This window comes from Bacillus sp. PK6-026, from assembly GCF_054161455.1.
The window spans coordinates 1157242-1180010 of sequence record NZ_CP096418.1 but is presented as its reverse complement, the minus strand read 5'-3'; the positions used below and the strand labels follow the sequence as shown (position 1 = coordinate 1180010).

The window sequence follows — 22769 nt, the reverse complement described above, 5'->3', positions numbered from 1 at the left end:
GGTATATTTTTAAAATAGCGGACTTTTATTTTGACTAAAGAGGTGCTAAAACATTGAACGTGCTGCTTGTCGATGATGAAATCCGGATGCTCGATCTGCTGGAGCTTTATTTAGAACATTATTCGTGCACAAAAGCCGCCACCGGAAAAGAAGCCCTGGATTTAATAAAAATGAACAATTTTGATCTTGTTATTCTCGATATTATGATGCCTGAGATGGACGGATGGATGGTGTGCCAAGAGATCCGCAGATTGACAAGCGTTCCGATTATCATGCTCACCGCCAAAAATGGGCAGGATGACATTGTGCGCGGATTGAATTGCGGCGCAGACGATTATTTAACAAAACCGTTCAGCGAAAAAGTGCTGCTTGCCAGAATAGAAGCTGTCCTGCGCAGGACCCGTCGGTTTCATGAAATCCGGTTCCGCGGTTTAATCTGGAATAAACAGCATCATACCCTGCATGTCAATCAACGGGAAATCGGCATTACGCCAAGTGAATTCGATCTGCTCGGGACGCTCTTAAACCACACGGATCAAGCGCTTTCGAGAGACCAATTGATTGAGAACATCTGGGGGTTCAACTCTGATATCGAGCCCCGCACCATCGATTCACACATGAGAAATTTGCGAAACCGATTGAAAAAAGCTGGCTTTCCGGTTGAAGATCATCTCCGGACCGTCTACGGCGTCGGCTACAAATGGACAAGCAAAGGAACCGGAGCATGAAAAAGATTTCATTTAAGCTCGCAGGTTCATTTTTCATTTTAATCCTTTTCATCGAAACCATCCTTTTTGCGGCGCTGTATACAACGATTATCAACACAAGAATAAACGAAGAAATCCGCGCGCTCCAACTAAGGGGCAACAGCCACAGAGACGTCCTCGAAAAACATTTTGACAAAAGGACGATAGACCACGTCACCCTGATGGAAACCGAAGCCCGGACAAACGTAATCATAACGGACCAAAATAGACGCGTATTGGCGCAGTCTGCCCGGGGAGACATGACGGAACACCTTCATTTCGAAGAAAAACACATCCCGAGGAAAGGGACCGCTTTATCGTCCCATTGGAATACATCAAAGTATATTTGTACGATCAGTCCGATCATGAACGGACGGGAAACGGCCGGCTACGTCTTCATGTATTTGGAGACCTCCTCGATAAAAGCCTTGGTGGCAAGCATTACGAAGCGGTTTTTCCTCAGCTTTGGCTTAACCGGCGTCTTAACTGCCGCAGCTATTCTTTGGTTCAGCCGTGTATTAGCGAAGCCGATTATTAAACTGAAGGAAGCAACCGAAAGTATCAAAAACGGTCAAGCTTCGATTCCGCTTGATATCAAACGGAACGATGAACTCGGCGAGCTCGCCGCATCAATCGAAAGCCTTTCTTCGAATCTCAGCAGGCTTCAAAAAGAACGAAACGATTTTCTGTCAAGCGTCGCTCATGAGCTGCGGACTCCGATCACATATATAAAAGGCTACACAGATGTCGCGATGAGAGATAAACTCGATCCACAAGCCAGAAATCAGTACTTGTCGATCATCAAAGAGGAAGCGGACAATTTAAACACCCTTGTTGACGATTTATTTTTGCTGACAAAACTGAAACAGCCCGGATTTCAAATCAGTAAGAAACAGGTTCACCTGCACACATTCATAAAAAAAGAAGTTCAGAAAGCGGCGGTCGCTTTTTCGGAAAAACGAATCAGCCTTTCGTTCGACATCCCGGCGGATCTTTATGTCTCAGTCGATGAAGTCCGTTTTTCACAAGTGATCTCAAATTTGCTGAACAACGCCCGCCAATACTCCGATCCTGATTCAACAGCGTCCGTCACCGCAACAAAAGCAGAGGATCAGGTCAAGATTACGATAGCGGACGAAGGCTGCGGCATTCCGGAAGAAGAACGGGATTATATTTTTGAGCGCTTTTACCGGGTCGATAAGTCGAGATCGAGACAAACCGGCGGTACCGGGCTGGGCCTGGCCATCGCGAAAGAAATCGTCGAGCTTCACGGCGGTCAGATTGCAGTAAAAAACAGAACCCCGAAAGGAAGCGAATTTATCATCACGCTGCCTTCTAATATGTAACAAATGTCGAGATGTCTGCACCAGTTTTGCACATTTCCCGGGTATACTACTCAGTAATCTGGACCAAAAAGGAGGAAAACACCATGAAATTGAAATCCGGTTTACTTTTTGTCATGCTTGTTTCCGCGCTTCCGCTCGTAGCATGCCAAAATTCCGGCTCGGGAAACACGGACGGACATAAGGAGCATCATACGAAGAATCATTCGGAGATGAAAGAAAAAGACGCCGTTTCTCTTCCGAATGATTTCAATAAGCGGGCGGAAGAAGGGCTTCTGGTGAAAAACACAAAGAACACGACAAGACTTGACGCGAATACACCGGAAGAAATGAGCATCAAAACCTCTCAAACGATATGGCCGGCCACTCATAAACAAAACAGGCCGGGCGCAGTGATTTTAGTTTCGGGCGGATCATGGCAGGCAGCTCTTGCATCAGCTGATCTGATCCATCACCCGAATAACGGACCTGTTTTAATCGCGGAAAAAGGGAAAATCTCCGGGCAGATTCAGAATGAAATCAAGCGCTTGAACCCGACGGGCACTTCAGACGGAACGCAAATCATGGCTGTCGGAGAATTCGATTCACTTCAAGCTTTGAACTCTTTTAAAATAAAAGAGCTGAAAGGGAAGAACGAGGCTGATCTGGCAAAAGAGATTGACAAAGAATACGCGGATGCAGCCGATGAGTATCCGAAAAGCGTTATCATCGGATCATCCGAGGAAGATGCGGAACTTTATTCGCTCCCGGCTGTAAACTGGATCGCCCACATGCCTGAGCCGATCCTGTACGTGAACAAAAAAGGCATTCCCGAAGAGACGGCCGCAGCATTAAAGAAAAGGGACGGCAAAGCAAACATCTATATTCTCGGCCCTAAAAAAGCCGTTTCAGAAAAAACGGAGGATGCATTAAAGGAATATGGAACAGTCAAAAGAATTTCCGGAGATACGCCTGTCGCAAATTCGATTGCGTTTGCGAAATTCAGCGATAAAAACACCGGTTTTGGGTGGGGAATCACAGATCCGGGACACGGACTGTCCTTCGCATCAACGGCCGCGCCCGAGCTGGCGCTTGCCGGAGCGCCATTTTCCCATTTGGGAAAACACGCTCCTCTGCTTTTACTCAAAAATGGACAGGCAGACAGTACGATGTACAGCTATTTATCCGAGATCGAGCCTTCTTTTCGGGACAGACCGCAGGACGGCCCTTATAACCATGCATTCATTCTCGGATCAGAAAATGAGATTTCATTTCGAACGCAAGGCGTTCTTGATGACATATTGGAAATTAAGTCAGTGGATGGAGGACATTCCGGTCATTAAGAAACACAATGGAGGGGCTCTTACAGAAGAGCCTCTTTTTTGTACCAGATGCCGTAAAAATCAATCCATCCTTCTTCGTTAAGCACAATGCCTTGAATGGCTTCCCCCGCTTTAACGCGAATATTGTTTTGATATAGCGGAATCGTGTAAACCTCTTCTGCCAAGGCGCGGTCCGCCTCACACAGAAGGCTGATCCGCTTGGAATGCTCATCAATGAAACGAAGCTGATCCCTCATCAAGGCGGACTTCCTCTGCCATTCCCCCGGCATATGGACGTGTAAAAAGCTGTTTTCCGTTAAAAGGAGGTGCAGCCAGCTCATTTCTTCCGAACGTCCGAATGTCGCACTGTCGTGAATCAAATCGGCTTTTGCGATCACTTCTTCCTTCATGAGCTCATCCGCTTTCATATAACAAACCTCTAGTGCGATGCCGTACCGCCTGCACCTCTTTTGGATCCATGACGCATCCTCCCGGTGATCCGGTTCGGAAAACGTATAAAGCCGAAGCGGATCGCCTTTGTAATGGCCTTCCATAAGCAGCTTGCCGATGTCGTCGTCCCCGGATTCAGGCGGAAGATCCCGGTTTAGAAAGCCTCCCGCCGGAGCCGTCCGTTGTCCGGCTAATTCACTGACCATATGTGAAGGGGAAATGATTTGCCGCAAAGCCTTCCTGAACGCCTTATGCTTGAGAGGCCCCGATTTGTTTGCATTCACCGAGATGTACTGAACATTCCTTTCCTCGTGCCATTCATCGAAAACCTGACTTTGTTCTTCTTTTTCCATATAAAAACCGTAGTCGACAAGAGAAAAATTGCCATCCATATACCATAGTTCGATCCGGTCTAAAAAAGCCCGCCCTTGAAAATATCGCTCATGCGCTTCAAGCGCGAGAATCCGGTCATCCCGGCGGACAAGTCTGAAAGGACCCGTCCCGATCAACAGTCCGTCATTCTGATGGCGGTTTAAAATAGACAGCCTTTCATCGCAAAGATGATGCAAAAACAGCGAGTTTTTTGCCTTTAAACAAATATCAAAACTATATTCATCCCTGACCGCAACATTTCCGATATCCTCTGCGAGCCATTTGCATTTATTTTCATCATCCAGCATAAAACGCTCAAACGAGTATTTAACATCCTCAGCTGTCAATGTTGTGCCATCATGGAAATAGATCCCTTTCCTCAAATAGAACGTCCACGTTTTTTGGTCGGCGTCACATTCCCAGTGGTGGGCAAGATGCGGCATAAAACCTCCTTCCTTTTCATTAAAACGGATCAATGTATCACATACCTGCTTAACGACATGGCTCTCTGAACGCAGATAAATACGGCACGGATCAAGACGCTTAAAATGCTCTGGCTCCATCGCGGTCATGAGCCTCAGCACATCTTTTTGCTTGCTGCCCTCCGATTCGGTCTGAAAGCCGAAAACGCGCTCAAGCCACTCTTTATATGACGGCAATGCGTCCGGACACGAATGCTGATATGCTTCGAGAAGGTGTCTCGCCCGGTCGATTTTACCTTCTTTCGTATCATTTTTCGCCGTTTCAAGCAGCAGTTCACAAGGTTCTTTTAAAAAGCGGATTTCTGATTTGTTTCCTCTCCCCCTTCCCCTTTTCCAAGCAATCCACTGCAAACCTTCAAGTTTCGCTAAAATCAGTTTTGCGTTCCTCGGTGTGCAATACAGAATATCCGCGATTTCACTGACTGAAATCTCTTCTGCCTCCCCTTCGCTTTCGCATTTAATTCCCGCGGTAAGTTCCATGTAATGTTCGATCGATTTCATCTCCGTTATCCCCCGCTTTATAAAAGGGGAAATTTCTCCCCTGGTTTTCTGTCCTTTTTACTGATGATTTTCCATTTTACACTAATTGCACTGCTATGTTGAAGGAGGATATGAAATGAACTGTTTAAAACAAAGGTACGGTTCTCCCGTGCTGATTTGCTTCTTCGGAGAGTTCCTGACCGGAATAACGGGAGCCATGCTGGCCCCTTTCCTCCTTTTTTATCTGTATGATGTGCTTGGAACTGGCATATTGCCGGTGATGCTCGTCATCGGAGCAAGACCGCTGACCGAGGTCGCGGTGACGCTTGCCGCAGGAGGACTGACGGATCGGATCGGAAGACGGAAGGTGATCCTGACGGCGCTCGCCTTTCAGACTGTTTCTGCCGCCGGTTTTATGATGGCAGATCACATTTGGCTGTTCGCTTTTTTTTATGTGCTGAACGGCATCGGGGGAGCTTTGTACATCCCTGCGCAGCGGGCCCAGATAGCGGACAGCACCGAAAGCGGGCGTCGCTCTGAAGCGTTCGCTGTCCTTCATGCCATTGAAGGGTTGGGCGCAGCGGTCGGTCCGGCCGCCGGACTTGCAGTCTATTCCTATCAGCCAAGCCTGATGTTCGGCTTTCAGGCATGTGCGTTTTTTCTCTATTGGCTTGCTGTTTATTTTAAAATGCCCGAGGTATGGCGGTCAAAAAGGCAAAAGGAGATTTTGGAGAGGGAAAAACTTCTTTCCGCAAAAAAGGTATTTTTTCAGCACCGTCCGGTTCTGTCCTTGATGTTCTTGTCGGTCCCCGTCAGCCTGTTCTATGCTCAACTGGAGTCAAACTACCGCCTTTATCTCGAAACTCTTTTTGAAGATTTCCTATTCATCTTGACTGTTTATACAGTGTGCCGCGCCCTTCTTAGCATTACGATGCAAATTCCGCTTGTCAAATGGACGGAAGGACTGAACATCCAAACGGTCGTTTCCATATCATATGTATGCTACGCTGTGGCAGCGATTGGTTTCGCTTTTTCATCATCGATCTTTTGGCTGCTCTCGACTGCCGTTTTATTTACGGCGGCAGAAAGCATGCTGCTGAATCACATGCAAACCTTTGTCTCGCGCCTTGCTCCCGATCATATGCGGGGCAGATATTTTGCATTTTTCGGCCTGCATTGGGATATTTCCCGGACAATCGGTCCTTTTTTAGGCGGGATGATGTTCATCAAGTTCGGCGGGGCAGCGCTATTTCTTGCTATTGCAGGAATCGTGGCTGCCGGCGGAATTGCACAATACCGAACAGTATTAACATTATCTTCCCGGCTAAGAAAAAACTAATTCTTTATAGTACCTGGTACTAGAACAAAGTGCTATAATAGAAACAGTTTTTATTCGGGAGGCAAGGAGGCATTATGATTACATTAAAAAAACAAACGATCGGCGGGCTTTTAAAATCAACCGCCGGCCGGTTTCCGAATCATGAAGCGGTTGTATATTCTGAGCTCGATTTAAGATATTCGTATCAGGAGCTTGTTGAAGAAACCTCTAAAATTGCAAAAGGGCTGCTCGCGCTCGGCATTCAAAAAGGAGAGCATGTCGCCATCTGGGCATCCAATATACCGGAATGGCTTCTGCTCCAGTTTGCGACGGCAAGAATCGGCGCTGTGCTCGTCACCGTCAATACAAGCTATCAGGCGAGAGAACTTGAGTACTTATTGGAACATTCCGATTCCACCACCCTCTTTCTAATGGACGGATACAAAGGGACATCCTATATCGATATGGTCGACGAGATCATGAAAAATCCGGAAAAGCTGCCGAAGCTGAAAAATCTCGTCTACCTTGGCAAGAATAAAGTCCCTGAACATATGACGGCTTTTGCCGACATCGCCAAACTGGGCGAAACGGTCTCTGATGCCGACCTTTTCGAAAGAGAGCAATCACTCACACACGATGATGTGATCAATATGCAGTATACGTCGGGAACAACAGGCTTTCCAAAAGGTGTGATGCTGACTCACTACAATATCGTCAATAATGCGGCGATCGTTGCCGACAGAATGGGGCTGACGAGCGAAGACAGGCTGTGCATTCCGGTTCCTCTGTTTCACTGCTTCGGCTGTGTGCTAAGCACGCTTGCCTGTGTCGCGTCAGGCGCGGCCATGCTGCCGATCATCGAATTCAAACCGGACATCGTCCTGCAAACGGTCGAAAAAGAGCGATGTACAGGACTGCAGGGTGTGCCGACAATGTTTATCGCCGAGCTCACCCACCCCGATTTTGCAAACTATGACCTATCTTCATTGCGGACCGGGATCATGGCAGGCTCCCCGTGTCCTAAAGAAGTGATGAAAAAAGTGATGAAGCAAATGAATATGACGGATATCACAATCGCATACGGACAAACGGAGTCTTCACCCGTGATTACGCAGACAACGGTCACCGACACGATCGAACGCCGCGTTGAAACCGTCGGTAAAGTGCATCCGCATGTAGAAATGAAAATTGTGGATCCTGACACGGGGGAAACGCTCGCACCGGACGAGCAAGGCGAACTGTGCACAAGAGGATACCTCGTCATGAAGGGATACTATAAAATGGACGAAGCCACCAAAAAGGTCATTGATGAAGACGGCTGGCTCCATACCGGCGATTTGGCCGAAATGGACCGGGACGGATACGTGAGGATTACCGGCCGCTTAAAAGATATGATCGTCCGCGGCGGTGAAAACATATACCCGCGTGAAATAGAGGAATTCCTTTATGAACATGAGGATATTGTCGATGTACAGGTTGTCGGCGTTCCTGATGAAAAATACGGGGAAAAAACGGCGGCCTTTATTAAATGCAAACCGGGCAAAAAGCTGACGCTTGAAGATGTCAGAGATTTTTGCAAAGGACAGCTTTCATATTACAAAATTCCGGAGTACGTATTTCTGATCGACGAATACCCGCTGACCGCTTCCGGAAAAGTCCAAAAGTATGTGCTTCGCGACCGCGCAGAAGAGCTGCTTGCGAGCCCTGTGCAGTAAACAAAAAGCCGAAAATACCAATCGTATTTTCGGCTTTTTGCTGTTTAAAATACTTTTTTACTGTCGCGCTCTTCCTTCAAAATTTCGACAGCTTCGCGGAAGCGCTGTGAATGAACGATTTCCCTTTCCCGTAAAAATGCCAGCCCGTCATTTAAATCCGGATCATCCGACATGTCAATCAGCCATTGATACGTAGCCCTCGCTTTTTCTTCAGCCGCTATATCTTCATATAAATCGGCAATCGGATCGCCTTTTGCCTGGATGTATGTAGCGGTGAACGGAACGCCGGCAGCGTTATGGTAAAACAGGGCTTTGTCATGGTCTGCGTAATGATCGCCGAGCCCGGCTTCCTTCATCTGTTCGGGTGTCGCGTCTTTTGTTAATTTATATACCATCGTCGCAATCATTTCAAGGTGAGCAAACTCTTCCGTACCGATGTCCGTCAGCAGTCCGACGACTTTGTCAGGAATGCTGTAGCGCTGGTTCAAATAGCGAAGCGCCGCAGCCAATTCGCCGTCCGCTCCGCCGTATTGCTCAATCAAAAATTTGGCAAGTCTCGGATTGCATTCTCTCACCCTAACAGGATACTGCAGTTTTTTCTCATAAAGCCACATGAACCTGACTCCCTTCCTCTATTAAACTTGCCACGGCCAGGGACTTTTTTTCCAGCTCCAATAGGATTCCGTCTGATCCGGGCTCCCTTGCGTCAAAGGGCCGTATTTTGATTCAAACTTCGCTTTCAGTTTTCTTGAATATCCGGCATACTGGTTGTATTGTCTGATGGCGTCGGTATCATCGGGATGTGTATCAAGGTAAAGCATCAGCTCAACGATGACAAAATCGACGGCCTGAATTTCATGGAGCCTTTGATAATAGTCTTGCGGTAAAGAGTTCGTCACCCCCCTTACCTCCCATCTTCATACGGATTTTCATAATGATCGTAAAATACGGGCCAAAGCGTCCCTTTTTGCAGCGCCTCCATCGGGGAAAACTGCGGAAGGCCGCGGGGCTGAAAACCTAGATATAGATTTGGAGGGGTTCTGTAATATCTTTTACCGATCGGAGGACACGGATCAAAAGCGCTGTGAAACGGACGATACGATTTGACTTTGGTGAATGATTCCTTGGAATGTTTCATATCGGTTCACCTCTATTTGTGATCGAATCTAATTTAATGTATTCATATGTTCCATCTGTTATGTTCAAAAATGAACGATCAGTTTTTCTTATTAATCTTTTAAATAAATTCGTATTTTACCAATCACTAAAATTATTATATAGTGATATATAGAATTACTTTACTTAGTGAACAAAATGATTGCAGTAATCAGGAAGAAGGTTTTTCATTTGAGGGAAAAAAGAGATTTCCTTCGGGATATATTATTGATATTAATCAGCAGTTTTGGGGGATTTCTTCTCTCTTTGACCGGCATGACGATCGGCTGGATGGTCGGCACAATGACAGCAGCCGCTTGTCTGTCGCTGTTTCGCCCGTCACCGTTAAAGGCTGCTGTCAGACAAAACGGCATCCATCATGGCTGGCTTCAGTTCGGCCAAATGCTATTGGGAATTGAGCTCGGCCAGAAAATCAATATGTCCGTGATTTCGATTTTTAAGGAAAATTGGCTGATTGTCGGCGTCATGCTCCTCCTTTCCGTCGTGTTCGCCATGCTGTCGGGCTTTGTCTTATGGAGGTTCAGCAAGACCGATATGCTGACGAGTTTTGTGGGAACGGCCCCCGGCGGGCTTTCCGCGATGCCGGGCATCGCTCAGGAAGTGGGAGCGAACACGGCAATCGTCAGTCTCGTGCAGATGATACGTGTGCTTCTGGTCGTCATGACCATTCCTTTTTTCGTTTTTTTCATAAATGCGAAGCAGCCTGACGCCCATACTGCCGGCAGCCAAGTGATCGCCGCGGGAACATCGGCTTTTGAAGCGCCTCATATCGCATGGACTGCGCTGATCGTGCTGGGCGGATTCGGGGTATGCAAAGCGATGAAAGCACTGCGGTTTCCGGCGCCATGGCTGCTCGGAAGCATGACCGGTGCGGCCGTTCTGCAAATCGCAGGCGCTTCAATGACCGGGCTCAGCGCAACAGCCTGGTGGCCCCACGGCTTTTCAGTGCTGTCGCAAATTTGTCTCGGCGCGACGATCGGTTCAAAAATCAGCAAAGAAATGTTTATCGGCGTCAGAAAAACGCTGATCGTCGCACTTGCCAGCTCCGTCGGACTGATCATTGCGATGATTTTAAGCGCCGCCGTCACCGCTAAAGCGGCAGGCATTTCCCTGACAACGGCCATATTGGCGTTTGCTCCGGGGGGAATCGCGGAAATGGCGACAACATCTGTCACGCTTCACGCCGACTCTACGTTCGTCGTCGCCGTCCAAGTGTTGCGGGTGGTGCTCGTGATCGCGATGCTTCCTCCATTCTTCCGATTGCTTCAGCAAAAGTCGGAAAAATATTCACACCCCCGCATGAAAAAAGTCCGAGCTGAAGGCTGATCCCTTCGCTCGGGCTTTATTTTTTCATTCAAATTCCGGCAGCCAGTCGCCGTGTGCTTCGATCAATTCATCGCACATACTTACAATATCATCCATCGATAATTCCGCAGCTGTATGCGGATCAAGCAATGCAGCTAGGACTTCTCTAGATGCGGCTGCTGTTCCTGAAGCTGCTTATCTGAATCCTTGCCTCATCAGACATTACTTCCCAAAACATCAGAGGTTGAACACATAGATTAACTTAGATTCTAACATCCTTGACATAGCCTCAAACCCACCAAACCCAAAGGAAAAAATTATTAATTGGATTAATAGTCTATTCAATTTATGGATTCAAAATAAGACATGGAACTATTGGCAATTGAAATTTTAATAGAGCAGACAGCAGCCTGCTCTATTAGTTGTTTTTTTTCTGTATGTTTTTCATAGTTGCCTTATATAGCCGTCGTGAAACGATATATGCTACATTTATTAGCAAATACAAAATAAACAAAAATAAAGATACTAAGAATACACCATGATTCCGTATAACAATCTCCTGAGAATTCATTGAATAAATCAATACATATAGATAAAAAACACAAAACATCAACAAAGCTTCAATAATAAAATTGAGAAATCTCCTTTTTTTCAATAAAATCTGAGAAAAGACTACGTCTACAATCCCTACAACTACCACAGTGAGAACAAAAAACTTAAATAAAACGATCACAGAATCAAAAGTACCTTTTGTATTGATTGACACATCTGGTGCCAAAGCCACCAATTTAAAGACTCCGAAGAATATCAGAAAAGGGGAAGAAATAAGAAATACACACATAAGAAGAACAACCAAAATTGAAAAAATATGATCCTCAATAGAGTAGTTTTTTCCTTTATTTTTTTCACCCATTTATGACTATTCCTCTCTTTTTGTTGTAATTTAAATATACAATTTTGTTATAAAATTTGACCCAAGTTCAATCACCATAAGTAGTGGTGAAGATGTATTCAAGGCCATAGCCGCGTTTATCATGCCATAATTTTAAATATTTTAGAGCTTATGTGTTGTTCATATCCTCCAATCCTTTACCTTTATCCGAAGAAAAATCCGCCCCGTTGCTGGAGGAGCGGATATTCAATATTTGTTCCGAGTATTCGTTTTAACCGACCATCTTTTCAGCAATCTGCATGTCGCCGGATGGCGAATGAGTTTCTGCCGCAAACCATCCCGAACATACGACGGCAGCAATCGCAGCAACAATGAACAGTTTTTTCATCACATTCCCTCCACTTTTTTCATTTTTTCTTCCGCTTTAATCGCTTCCAAAAAGAAATGTGCGGCCTCTTTATAAAGAGACTTTGATCTGTAAACATTGGCCGTTAAGAGAGATAGTTCTCTGGCACTGTCGTATTGCTTTGCTTGAAAGAGGATTTCTATGTTGTCTTTGCAGTCTTTAACCGCCTGTTCACCACATCCAGCATAAGCCGCATATAAAAGATCGATTTTAGCGTCAAATATTTCATTCGCCGCAGATTGCGACCTTTCCTTCCCTTCTTTGTAAAAGGCTGCGGCGCGTTCATAGTCTCCGGTTTTAAACAGCTCTTTGATCATTAAAAACACGACATTGAAATAATAATCCGATGCAGCATATGCATGATCATTCAAAACGATGTCCAAAAATTGAATGCTCTTGTCCGATTTGTCCATCGCCGCATAAAGCAAGGCAAAATTATGAAGGAGCTGCATTTCTTTAAAATGGTCGCCGGCTTTTCTGACAGTATGGATTGCTTCTGTTAAATATTCTTCCGCCTCTGTATATTTCCCCATCTCAGTATAATTTCCGGCCATTGTAATATAAGTTGAGACAAGGTTCATGTCATGGTCGCCATGTCCTTTGAAAATTTCCATCGCCTGCCGGGTATGGTTTAAAGAGACGATATTCTGGCCCAAGTAATAGTAGAGCTTTCCGACTTTATCGTGAAATTGGGCAACTTCAATTTCATCATGTACATGAGCAAGCTTCTTCTCGGCAATTTTATAGAAGCTGATTGCCTGCTCATAATTTTTTTTATACACTTCATAAGCTCCTGAAAACAGGTAGTAGTAATAGGATGTCATATGTGATGCAGCACTGTCGCCGGCCGATACGTCGTGCTGCTCTATCTTTTTGCCTCTCGAATCGTAGAGCATAATTTTATGCCGCAGTTCCAGCAGGGAATAGTAGATCAAAACTTCCTGATCTTCCTCCATGTCTGCCAGCAGCGGTTTGATTTGTTCAAACAGCCTGATCGACTGTTCAGCATCGCTTCTTCTAATGGCGCGGTACCATGTATTGAGCATGTTGGCGACTTCTTCCGCGGCGATTTTGTTCATATGGAGCTCCTTTCTGCCGATATTCAATTTTTTTGTATTTTATTCATTTCTTATCATACTATATTTTTCCCCTTATATAAATTAATAGTAATAGTTCATTTTGCACAGTTTTTTTGAATCCCCCGCTATTTCCGCTCCTTTATTAGGCCAAATGACTCTTCAAGAGATGAGAAACCGGGACTGATAAGACAGCAAAAAGCACCCTTGCTGAAAGGGTGCTTTCATTGCTTTAATATAAATACGAACTTATCTAGGCATAAGCGAGGGTTTCGCTTGATGAATGATAATATTTCCTCATAGTATATGAAGAACACGTAGAACATAAACCATTGGTTTATAACAGGATGTCTGACCCGGGAGCACTTTTCCGTTTCCTCCAGCTGAGCTGCCGGCTTAGTTCTTTCCCGTCTGTGTTTCTTTTCACATATGCATTTGCCTCCAAGCCTGAGCGCGCTGCTTTGTCCAGCGTCATTTTAGCCCATGCTGTTTTGCAGACGCAGCCCAATTTTTACACCGCGATCCCGAATTGTTTATTATTTGCATCTATCAGTCTGGCTGTCGCCTTTGTTATGCTGCTTGAATCACAATTACAGTGAAGAAGTCATAAGCTTTTACTGACTAATGATTTTTAGCTGCTTTATCAACAGAGGGCAAATTACTTTCATCTATTAAATATGTTGCAATCAATGCGATGACTAACAGAGCTGCTGCAAAATAAAATCCTATATTCATACTTCCTGTAGCGTCTGTAAGCCAGCCTGTAATATACGGAGCTAAAATGGAACCTAACATTCCAACAAAGTTGTAGAATCCAAATGCTGTACTTAATGATTGCTTTGGTGCATTATTAGCTACAACCGCAATTAAAACGGGATTAACGCTAATTTTCCCTACAATTCCATACACAATTAGTGTCATATACAGAATTGGTAAGCTATCAAAGTAAACAATTGCAGCTGTTGATAAAATACCAAACGGTAACATCATGAGCAATACTGGTTTACGCCGGCCTAGCTTATCTGACAGCCAACTAAAAAATAATGAACCTGGAATCGCGGCCCACGGAACAAGTGATGCAACAAAGGCGATATTTCCTCCGGTTAAACCGCGTGCTGTTTCTAAATAGTATGGCAACCAAGTAATAATCATAAAGAATCCGTAAATAGAGCAGAAAATAATAATATAAGCCAAAATTAAGTTTCTATTAAATAAAGATGAAAACTTAAACGGTTCAGCGGTGCCTTTAACCTCTTTATCATTTTTGGGTTTGTCTTTAATTACAATTGCCATTGCAATACCGATAAGTACAACCGGCACTCCGATGATAAAAAATGGAATTCTCCATCCGAATCCCCATTCTCCTACAACATAACTGGAGATATAATAGCCAATTGAAGTACCGAAAGCCATCCCTGCATTAATTACAGCACTACCTAATGTTAAACGGTTCTTCGGGATCATTTCGGATGATATTCCATATTGCGGCCCATAATATACCCCCTGAGCCATACCAACCATAAGCCATGCAGAGATAAATAGAAAAAATGTAGGCATCATTCCTGTAACTGCTGCTAGCGATCCAAATAGAATAACACCCGGAACCAACACTCGCTTTTTTCCAATTTTATCTCCTAATATTCCTGCAGGAACGTTCATACCTGCATAACCGATGAAAAATATACTCATAATTAAGCCAAGTTGTGCCTTGCTTAATGAAAACGCTGATTCAATATCCCCCATAATCGGGTTTAATATTGTTCGCGTTGCATAAAGAGCTACCCAACCGAAGAAAAACACGATAACAACTTTAACCCAATAGGGAATCAGTGGTTGTTTTCCTTTACCTTCAACTGATCCCGTCTCTTTTGTCATCAAACTTCCTCCTTCAACTTTTAAATGATCCATTATTTTCTACTCCTCCTTTGACTTTCGATTTAGACTTCATAGATTGTATCTTTTCGAAATCTGTCTGTGGTCATATCTGAAAAAAGGAGGAATTTTGGCTTTTTATCCTCCTTATGAACAACACGGATTGTCTTATTTTGTTATGCGTGTCCCCGCTTTTCCATCTAGCGCAGCTACCGCTTGATCCAATGAACAAATCATTGCCTCTTTACCTGACTTTGCAAATTCTATAGCCGCTTGGATCTTTGGCAGCATACTGCCAGCAGGAAATTGCCCTTCTGCCACATATTGTTCAGCTTCTTCTACTGTAATTCGGCTTAGTTTTTGCTCATTTTCTTTGCCAAAATTGATAAATACATTTGGTACGTCTGTCAACATCATGAAAACGTCAGCATTTACTTGTTGTGCAAGCTTTAATCCTGAACGATCTTTGTCTATAACTGCTTCAAGACCGTGTAATAGACCGCTCTCATCACGATATACAGGTATACCTCCGCCGCCAGAGGAGATAACAATCGTTTCATCAATTAAACGCCGAATCTCTTCTATTCCATGGATCACTTTCGGTTCCGGGGAAGGCACAACTCGTCTGTAGCCTCGCCCTGCATCTTCTGACATCGTAAACCCTTTCTCTTCTAATTGCTTCGCCTCTTCCTCTGAATAAAATACTCCTATTGGTTTCGTTGGTTTTTCAAATGCTTTGTCATCCTTGTCCACTTCGACCATGGTTAGAAATGTAGCTACATTCGCAGCAATGCCCCGTTCTTTCATATGGTTTTTCAAAGCTTTTTCCAGCATATAACCAATGAATCCCTGTGATTCTGCATTACAAGCATAGATTGGCAGTGGTTCAACGACATTTTTGGCAGCTTCGTTTTGAGCAATAATATTCCCCACTTGCGGACCATTGCCATGTGTAATCACAATTTTATGTCCTGCTTCTTTGATTTCAATCATATGACGTGTTGCAGAGATTACATTTTTGAGTTGATTGGCATAAGTTGCTTCTTGTTTTGGCTGTAAAATTGCATTACCTCCTAGTGCCAGTACTACTCTTTTCCCCATTTCTTTCACTCCTTTGTTAAAGCCATATAAATTCCGTATAAAGTATCCATCCCAGAAGAAGAACCTACTTTTATAAGGCTTTTCATACTTTTCAAAGATGGATCATGTTGTAATCTTGTAATTTTCGAACTAAATAAACCTTCTATAGCACAAGTTAAAAAGCGCGTGCTAACAAGGGTTGTTAAGGGTTTTCTAATGAGATTCCCCAATGTTTCGAGGTGTTTTTGTGCGATAAAAGAGTTGATGAAATGTCCATATAATATACCGACCAGTATATCGTCACCTGTTGGGGTTAAACCTTGGCCTCGTCCGATAAAGTAACGAAACTCCTCTTCCAAATTTTCAGTTGGATCGTGTAATTTATTTATCAAGTCCGACACATGAACTGATTCAAAATCAGTAGATTCATACGATTTAAATGAAATCTGTTTCATGTTTTTTTTTAATTTATTGATGTTTGCATGTTTAAAATCCGTATATAACGGAAGTATTTTCGCATTAAAATTGAGTTTAATGCAGTTGTGGGAAAGATGGTTATTGCGAACGTGTAATGAATCTCCCACCTCAAGACCTGCTTTTAATGTTTGCTTCGTTTGTGAACCAAGCAAAATTCCAAATGGAAAGGTCCCATTTTCATTTGTGCCGATAAATATCAATTCATCATTCTGATCAACAATATTTATACCTTTTTCAAAAATGCTGTGCACAGTAAATGTTTTTCCCTCAATTAATAGCTGAAGTGCGATTGAACCAATCGCACTTGCCTGTAAAATCATTCTTGAAAACCCAGTTTTTCAGCATATGCTGTGATTGCTTTCTCAAAACATTCGATTGGAGGATGAACTGTACCAGCACCAATTTGCCCATATCCGGCAATTTTATGTGCAATGCCTGTGTTGATTACCGGCGTGATGCCTGTTTCAACAACTTTACGTGCATCAATACCTAAACACGCACCTTTGAAGTCCCACGTCGGAATCACAAAGTTCGGATTTTCTCCAACACAGATCTCAGCCATTTGATTGCTTGTTTCAAGCGCATCATTAAATCCGCCTGTTCCAACAAAACGTGTTACTGCAGGGGCAGCAATCATTGCTACACCGCCAACACCGATTGTTTCTGTAATCGCTGAATCTCCGATATCTGTGTTTGCATCTTCCGCTGAGTAGCCGGTAAAATATAACCCTTGTGGTGTATGAACAGGTGCTGTAAACCACTCATCTCCCATACCTGCAATACGGATGCCAAAGTTTTCACCGTTTCGGCACATTGCGGTAACGACTGTACCATGTTTGATTGTACGCGCTGCATCCATCATTGCTTTTCCTGTTGCCATGGCAATGTTTAAGAAAAATTGGTCTGTATCAGCTAAAAATTGGATCACTTCTGTTCTTTGTTCGTTTTCAACATCATCTAATGCTGCAATTACTGGAGCAACTTCTTTTAAAAACACCAATGACGCTGCAATATTGCGCTGGTGAAATTCATCCCCCATTGCAATAGCTTTAGCCATCAATACATTAACGTTTAAGCCTCCATCAATTTTTCTTAATGCCTTACTTAACACCGGACCCAACACATCTTTCATCCAGTGCAGGCGATTGATTACCTGCTCATGATAAGCACCGAAGCGTAATACTGCACCGATGCCTTCGTTCATTTGACAGTACGCCTCGTTGCCGCTCTCTTTGTTCACCACAACAAGAACCGGCATATTAGGTGATGTAATGCCTCCCATTGGTCCAACTGCATTCACATGATGACATGGAATAAATGTAATCTTATTGTTTTCAAGCAGTTCACGCGCTCCCTCTTCATCTTCTGCCCATCCTTCAAAAAGAATCGCTCCAACACAAGAGCCTTGCATAGGATCTGTCATATTTTCATATTTAATTGGAGGCCCGGCATGTAATAACACGTAATCTTCCAATTCAGGAATCACAGACTTGGCAGGTACAACATCCGTTAAGAATGGTTCAGCTGCTATGATCTTCTGGATAACAGCTTCGTTCGCTTCATTTATTGTTTTGTACCCCATTAGATTGTCTCTCCTTCATAGTAGTTTAGAAATTGAAGTACTTTCATTAACTTTTCATCACCGCCAGCAATTGGACGCCAGTTAAATTGAACACACTCTGATCCGCTGTTCTGAACAGCTGCTGTAAAACTTTTCAGCCCAATATTGATGACACTTGGCTTCTTATTAATTAAGGACACAATTTTTTCGTCTACTGTTAAGTCTTCTTGGGTATGTTCAAATTTTTGTATATCAAGGACTGGCTGTTCCACTTTTCCTCCTGCCAGTTTAATCGCGGTACGAACCATTTGGTCGTTTGTCTCACAAATGATTGCACCACTTTCTTTTAAGGTTTCAATTTGCTTTTCATAACCTTGAGGATCTTTAGTTGTACCTACAACTGTTACAAGAACTGCAAGTTCGCGGCCTCCCTGATGTGCATTGGCTAACATACGTTTAATGGCTGGTGCTAATTCACTTGCCATATCATCATGACTGCCATAGCCAATAACGTTATCAATCATGATGACTGCTGTTTCAGGATCGTTTCCCGATGTTTCAAGCATTTCGATACGCTTTTCAGGATCAATCATCGGGTGCGGCTTCCCTTGGGTATACATATCATCGCCTAAGTCAATAATTTCATGATGTTTTGTTTTTAGGATATAGGCTTCTTTCTTCTCTTCAAGTACTTCCTCTTTAAATGCCTCTTTCAATAACATAGCTGCTTCAGATGCCAAAGTACCACCTGAGTAATAACCTTTAATACCAACTTGTGAATCTTTTAACGACACATTTACATCTTCAGCCAATGTCGGTTTAAAATTCGGTTTGTCACCATTGGATAATTGAACAGATACAACCGCTGCTTCTTCAAGTGTATACGCATGATAAATATTTTCTTCCTGATAAGTTGGTTGATCTCCTAAAAATAACGTAACAACCGGTTTTTCAATATTTCTTAATACGTTTAATACTTTTTGCTGCACTTCCTCTGCAGGTGGTTTGGAAATTACTGTAATCACTTTTACTTTTGGATCTTGGTTCAATGCTTTGATACTATCTAAAACCGTGATAGCACCAACCTCTGTCGATAAATCCCGACCACCTGTACCAATTGCGTTTGTTACACCTTTACCATAACGGTCAATGATGCTTGTCACTTCCTGAATCCCTGTACCTGATGCACCCACAACGCCAATATCTCCTTCATTCACGATATTTGTAAATGCAAGTGGCACGCCATGGATAATTCCGGTCCCGCAGTCTGGTCCCATTACTAATAATCCTTTTTCATGCGCCTTTTGTTTCAACTTAACCTCATCTTCTTTAGATACATTGTCGCTGAATACAAATACATGTAACCCTTCATTCAATGCATTTTCCGCTTCCATTGCTGCATACTGACCAGGAATGGAGATCAATGCCAAATTAGGGTTGTTCGCAAGTTCCATTGCGCGCTTCCAGTTATGTGCTTCTTGGCCTTTAGATGTGTCTTGTGAAGCGGCATCACCTTTTAAAGCTGCTTCTACTTCTTCTTTCACTGCCGCTACTTTTTCTTCTTGATTTGTATCTATAACGATAACAATGTCATTTGGATTTGCTTTTTCCAATTCATCTGTGCCTAAACCCGAAGATTTAAAAATATCTTTGTTAGCTGGTGTTCCCATCATGATCGATACTTTGTTTACACCATCTATTGCAGATAACTTGTTTGATAAAAGCATTAACACGATAGAATCTTGATAGGTGTTTTCTTTTATAATTGTGTATAACATAATGATCCTCCATTTTGTTATTCTGCAAATCTATTCTTTCCATGATAGCGATTGTAATGAACATCGCCTGAAACGAGGTAGTTATAAATATCGTCTACAATTTCAATTCCTTCTTTATCATATTTGGCACTTCTTAATTTACCGCGCTCACCCGGATAATAAATTTCTCCATAGCCTTCAGCTGCCGGTTGTGCTTTTAATTCATCGAGCATCGTCGAAATCTGTTGTTTAAAAGCAGTTAAATCTGTGAAGTATGCGGGATTGATAACAATATGAATTTGCCCTAAATCGCGGCCTTTTGTCAGATCTTGATACATGGAGGATACATGGACGCCATGAGGTACTCCAAGAAGACTGCCCGATAAAATATCCACCATCATCATCAATCCATAACCTTTTGGACCAGCAATTGGCACAAGTGCATGAACATCTCTTGCATTCGTTGTTGGTGCACCGGCTGCATCTACTGCCCATGTTTCCGGGATCGATTCATTTTTACTTCTGGCATCCAATACTTTTCCCCATGCCTGAACAGTTGTCGCCATATCAAATGTGATTATGCGTTCATCAGCCGATGGTACACTATAAGCAATCGGATTGGTGCCAAAGTATGGTTCTGTTCCTCCAAACGGTACGACCATTGGATCTGATTGGCACATACTTAAAGCAACCATGTCCTGTTCTGCTGCCATTTCAACAAAGTAACCCAATGCACCACTATGCGAAATATTCTTCATGCCTACAACAGCCACACCTGAATTTTTTGCCATTTCGATTGCTTTTTCCATCGCTTGTTTTGCTGCTTGGTGACCTGGACCATTATCTCCGCTAAAGACAGCGGATGCAGGTCCTGTTTGTTCAAATGTGTAGTTTGGGTTTGCTGTAATACCGCCTTTTGCGATTCGTTCGGCATAGTATTCCACACGTACTGCTCCATGGGAATGGATCCCTCTATGATCGGCGAATGTCAATACATCTGAAACATCGTGTGCGGCTCCTTCATTTAATCCAGCTTTGATTAGCTTCTGTTTGATTAAATGAAACAGCTCCTGTTTAGATACTCGCATCTGATTCTCCCCCTTCCATTACATGATTAGTAAATGTTGTCTGACTCTAAATAATCTAAAATTTCCTTTGTAACTGGGATACCTGTTTTTTTATACTGTTTCATCACATCTATTTGAATTTCACCGGGATAATACACTTTGTCAAATCCTTCAGCAGGCGGGTTATCATGTAATTCTTCAACCATTTGAGATATTTTTTCCAGGAATTGCTCCTTCCCGCCAAAGTATTCAGGATTGATCACGAGATGAAGCTGCCCTAAGCGACGGTACTCTGATAAATCTTTATACATGGAAGTGACATGCTTGCCAAATGGCAAGCCGAGTAAACTCCCCGATAAAATATCCACCATCATCATTAACCCGTATCCTTTAGGCCCAGCCATTGGTAATAATGCATTTACCTTAAACGGGTCTGTTGTTGGTGCTCCATTTTTATCCACTGCCCATGAGTCTGGAATAGATTTGTTTTTACTTCTTGCATCTAAGATTTTCCCCCAGGCTTGTACCGTTGTTGCCATATCAAACAGTATTGGACTGCCATCTTTTCGAGGCGCACTAAAAGCAATTGGGTTGGTGCCAAAGTACGGTTCGGTGCCACCAAATGGCACAACCATGGGATCAGATTGACATACTGTTAATGCCACCATACCTTCTAATGCTGCTTGACGTGCATAATAACCAATCGCACCACTGTGTCCCATTTCTTTTACACCGACAACACCGATACCTGATGTTTTTGCTAATTCGATTGCCTTTTTCATTGCTTGATAACTCACATAATGTCCTAACGCATTATCTCCATGGTAAATCCCTGATGCTGGACCCGTTTTTACGAAGCTTAAGTCGGGGTTCAGGTTATATCCACCCTTTAATGTACGTTCGGAGTAGTATTGCATTCTCACTGCACCATGTGAGTGAACACCTCGTTCATCTGCAAAGATGAGTAAGTCAGCTGTTTTATCCGCATGTTCTTCAGGTAAGCCTGCTTTCACTAATTTATCTTTCATTAGCTGCCGGAGACGATTACTTTCTACATACACTAATGGTTCACTCATTAAAATTGCCCCTCTTTATAGATTAATATCTCTATTCGCATCCTTTGAATAAATATACGAGAATGGTTCATCTAAACCAATTGCATAGGTTGCTTGCGGCGTATAAGCTCCCATAAAAATATAGTCACCTTTGTCAACTGGCATCCACTCGTTGTCTAAGTTGTAAACACCTCGTCCACTTAATATATAAGCACCATGTTCTTGAACGTGCGTTTCAATGTAACCATGCGAAGCACCCGGCTTAAATGAAAGAATATGAATGTTCATGTCATATGCAATTTCTTTTGGCAGTAAATCTTGAATTAATACTTCTTTCATCCCTTCATAGGGTTCTTGTTTGATGTTATTCACATTACCTGTAACAATTTCTGGCGTATGTCCTTTAAGCGGCTGATAACGCTTTTTGTATAAAAACAAACGGCTGTCCTCACCATTATTATGATTATCAAACGTCAATTGTAAGTGTGGAGGTACATATAAGAATCCGCCTTTTGCCAATTCGTATTTTTTACCATCCGCAAAAGCGTTGATTTTACCATATTCAACGTACACAAATGATTGGATACCATCACCGGCAAAACCGGTTTTGTTTCCGCCCTTGTTTTTAACTGTTACCAAATAATCTACAAACCTTGCACCTAAACGCGGGGATCCTAAAATGGTTACATCACAATCTTCAAAGCCAGGTACAACATTATTAACCAAGCCATCGGGTGTAATTACCGCATAATTATCCTTTTTTATTACTGAACGTGTTTCTAATAAACCTTCTCTGTATCCTTGATTATGATTTAAGTAACTCATGAGTATCTGGCTC

General features: G+C 43.2%; 21 protein-coding genes and 1 pseudogene. 6 read left to right on the top strand and 16 right to left on the bottom strand.

The features are described 5' to 3' along the window. Positions 1-86 precede the first annotated feature (86 nt). From M1D59_RS05945 to M1D59_RS05935, 3 genes are all read left to right on the top strand, one after another. The gene (locus M1D59_RS05945) at positions 87-728 is read left to right on the top strand and encodes a response regulator transcription factor (RefSeq protein WP_043054576.1); all 642 of its coding nucleotides are present in this window, start codon (positions 87-89) and stop codon (positions 726-728) included. Beyond that, a complete protein-coding gene (locus M1D59_RS05940; RefSeq protein ID WP_224145926.1) occupies positions 725-2092 on the top strand; it encodes a sensor histidine kinase in 1368 nt (455 codons plus the stop codon). The genes M1D59_RS05945 and M1D59_RS05940 overlap by 4 nt, the downstream gene beginning before the upstream one ends. A gap of 83 nt (positions 2093-2175) precedes the next feature. Then, positions 2176-3411: a cell wall-binding repeat-containing protein gene (locus M1D59_RS05935; RefSeq protein WP_458117871.1), complete on the top strand. Its 1236-nt coding sequence runs from the start codon at positions 2176-2178 to the stop codon at positions 3409-3411. Between the two features lie 20 nt (positions 3412-3431). Here M1D59_RS05935 and M1D59_RS05930 read toward each other — a convergent pair whose 3' ends face one another. Next, positions 3432-5195, bottom strand: a complete 1764-nt coding sequence (locus M1D59_RS05930; RefSeq protein ID WP_035339024.1) for an ABC transporter substrate-binding protein — start codon at positions 5193-5195, stop codon at positions 3432-3434. Between the two features lie 115 nt (positions 5196-5310). Here M1D59_RS05930 and M1D59_RS05925 point away from each other — a divergent pair, with 115 nt between their 5' ends. Beyond that, positions 5311-6513 carry an MDR family MFS transporter gene (locus tag M1D59_RS05925; protein ID WP_035334039.1) on the top strand — a complete coding sequence of 401 codons (1203 nt, stop codon included), beginning with the start codon at positions 5311-5313 and terminating at the stop codon, positions 6511-6513. 74 nt (positions 6514-6587) lie between these two features. Beyond that, positions 6588-8207 carry an AMP-binding protein gene (locus M1D59_RS05920; protein WP_368679051.1) on the top strand — a complete coding sequence of 540 codons (1620 nt, stop codon included), beginning with the start codon at positions 6588-6590 and terminating at the stop codon, positions 8205-8207. A gap of 44 nt (positions 8208-8251) precedes the next feature. Here M1D59_RS05920 and M1D59_RS05915 read toward each other — a convergent pair whose 3' ends face one another. From M1D59_RS05915 to M1D59_RS05905, 3 genes are read right to left on the bottom strand one after another with little or no spacing between them, the layout of a single operon-like run. Then, positions 8252-8821: a manganese catalase family protein gene (locus tag M1D59_RS05915; RefSeq protein WP_023856600.1), complete on the bottom strand. Its 570-nt coding sequence runs from the start codon at positions 8819-8821 to the stop codon at positions 8252-8254. 21 nt (positions 8822-8842) lie between these two features. Next, on the bottom strand, positions 8843-9106 hold the full coding sequence (locus tag M1D59_RS05910) for a spore coat protein CotJB (RefSeq protein WP_020450859.1): 264 nt from the start codon (positions 9104-9106) through the stop codon (positions 8843-8845). A gap of 5 nt (positions 9107-9111) precedes the next feature. Next, positions 9112-9345: a spore coat associated protein CotJA gene (locus M1D59_RS05905; RefSeq protein ID WP_020450858.1), complete on the bottom strand. Its 234-nt coding sequence runs from the start codon at positions 9343-9345 to the stop codon at positions 9112-9114. Between the two features lie 209 nt (positions 9346-9554). Here M1D59_RS05905 and M1D59_RS05900 point away from each other — a divergent pair, with 209 nt between their 5' ends. Further along, positions 9555-10709 (top strand): AbrB family transcriptional regulator, encoded by a 1155-nt coding sequence (locus M1D59_RS05900; protein ID WP_026579935.1) that lies wholly within the window; start codon positions 9555-9557, stop codon positions 10707-10709. 24 nt (positions 10710-10733) lie between these two features. Here M1D59_RS05900 and M1D59_RS05895 read toward each other — a convergent pair. The 12 genes and pseudogenes from M1D59_RS05895 to allE form a co-directional block, all read right to left on the bottom strand. Then, a pseudogene (locus tag M1D59_RS05895) lies at positions 10734-10844 on the bottom strand (hypothetical protein); the annotation flags it as partial. 262 nt (positions 10845-11106) lie between these two features. Then, positions 11107-11601: a hypothetical protein gene (locus M1D59_RS05890; RefSeq protein ID WP_026579936.1), complete on the bottom strand. Its 495-nt coding sequence runs from the start codon at positions 11599-11601 to the stop codon at positions 11107-11109. Between the two features lie 250 nt (positions 11602-11851). Further along, a complete protein-coding gene (locus tag M1D59_RS05885) occupies positions 11852-11968 on the bottom strand; it encodes a hypothetical protein (RefSeq protein WP_020450851.1) in 117 nt (38 codons plus the stop codon). Then, complete coding sequence (locus M1D59_RS05880; RefSeq protein WP_025811723.1) at positions 11968-13065, bottom strand: Rap family tetratricopeptide repeat protein; 1098 nt, start codon at positions 13063-13065, stop codon at positions 11968-11970. Before M1D59_RS05880 ends, M1D59_RS05885 begins: the two co-directional genes overlap by 1 nt. A 618-nt stretch (positions 13066-13683) precedes the next feature. Then, positions 13684-14937 (bottom strand): MFS transporter, encoded by a 1254-nt coding sequence (locus M1D59_RS05875; RefSeq protein ID WP_075212921.1) that lies wholly within the window; start codon positions 14935-14937, stop codon positions 13684-13686. A 165-nt stretch (positions 14938-15102) separates the two neighbouring features. Further along, complete coding sequence (gene arcC / locus M1D59_RS05870; RefSeq protein WP_020450847.1) at positions 15103-16035, bottom strand: carbamate kinase; 933 nt, start codon at positions 16033-16035, stop codon at positions 15103-15105. 5 nt (positions 16036-16040) lie between these two features. Further along, complete coding sequence (locus tag M1D59_RS05865) at positions 16041-16811, bottom strand: oxamate carbamoyltransferase subunit AllH family protein (protein WP_224145922.1); 771 nt, start codon at positions 16809-16811, stop codon at positions 16041-16043. After that, complete coding sequence (locus M1D59_RS05860; protein ID WP_035339038.1) at positions 16808-18073, bottom strand: YlbE family protein; 1266 nt, start codon at positions 18071-18073, stop codon at positions 16808-16810. The genes M1D59_RS05865 and M1D59_RS05860 overlap by 4 nt, the downstream gene beginning before the upstream one ends. Next, entirely contained in the window at positions 18073-19830 is a 1758-nt protein-coding gene (locus M1D59_RS05855; RefSeq protein WP_214485514.1) for an acyl-CoA synthetase FdrA, read from the bottom strand. The genes M1D59_RS05860 and M1D59_RS05855 overlap by 1 nt, the downstream gene beginning before the upstream one ends. A gap of 17 nt (positions 19831-19847) precedes the next feature. Next, complete coding sequence (gene allD / locus M1D59_RS05850; RefSeq protein ID WP_020450843.1) at positions 19848-20897, bottom strand: ureidoglycolate dehydrogenase; 1050 nt, start codon at positions 20895-20897, stop codon at positions 19848-19850. Between the two features lie 26 nt (positions 20898-20923). Further along, entirely contained in the window at positions 20924-21952 is a 1029-nt protein-coding gene (allD, locus tag M1D59_RS05845) for an ureidoglycolate dehydrogenase (protein ID WP_020450842.1), read from the bottom strand. A gap of 15 nt (positions 21953-21967) precedes the next feature. Continuing rightward, a complete protein-coding gene (allE, locus tag M1D59_RS05840; RefSeq protein ID WP_020450841.1) occupies positions 21968-22756 on the bottom strand; it encodes a (S)-ureidoglycine aminohydrolase in 789 nt (262 codons plus the stop codon). Positions 22757-22769 lie beyond the last annotated feature (13 nt).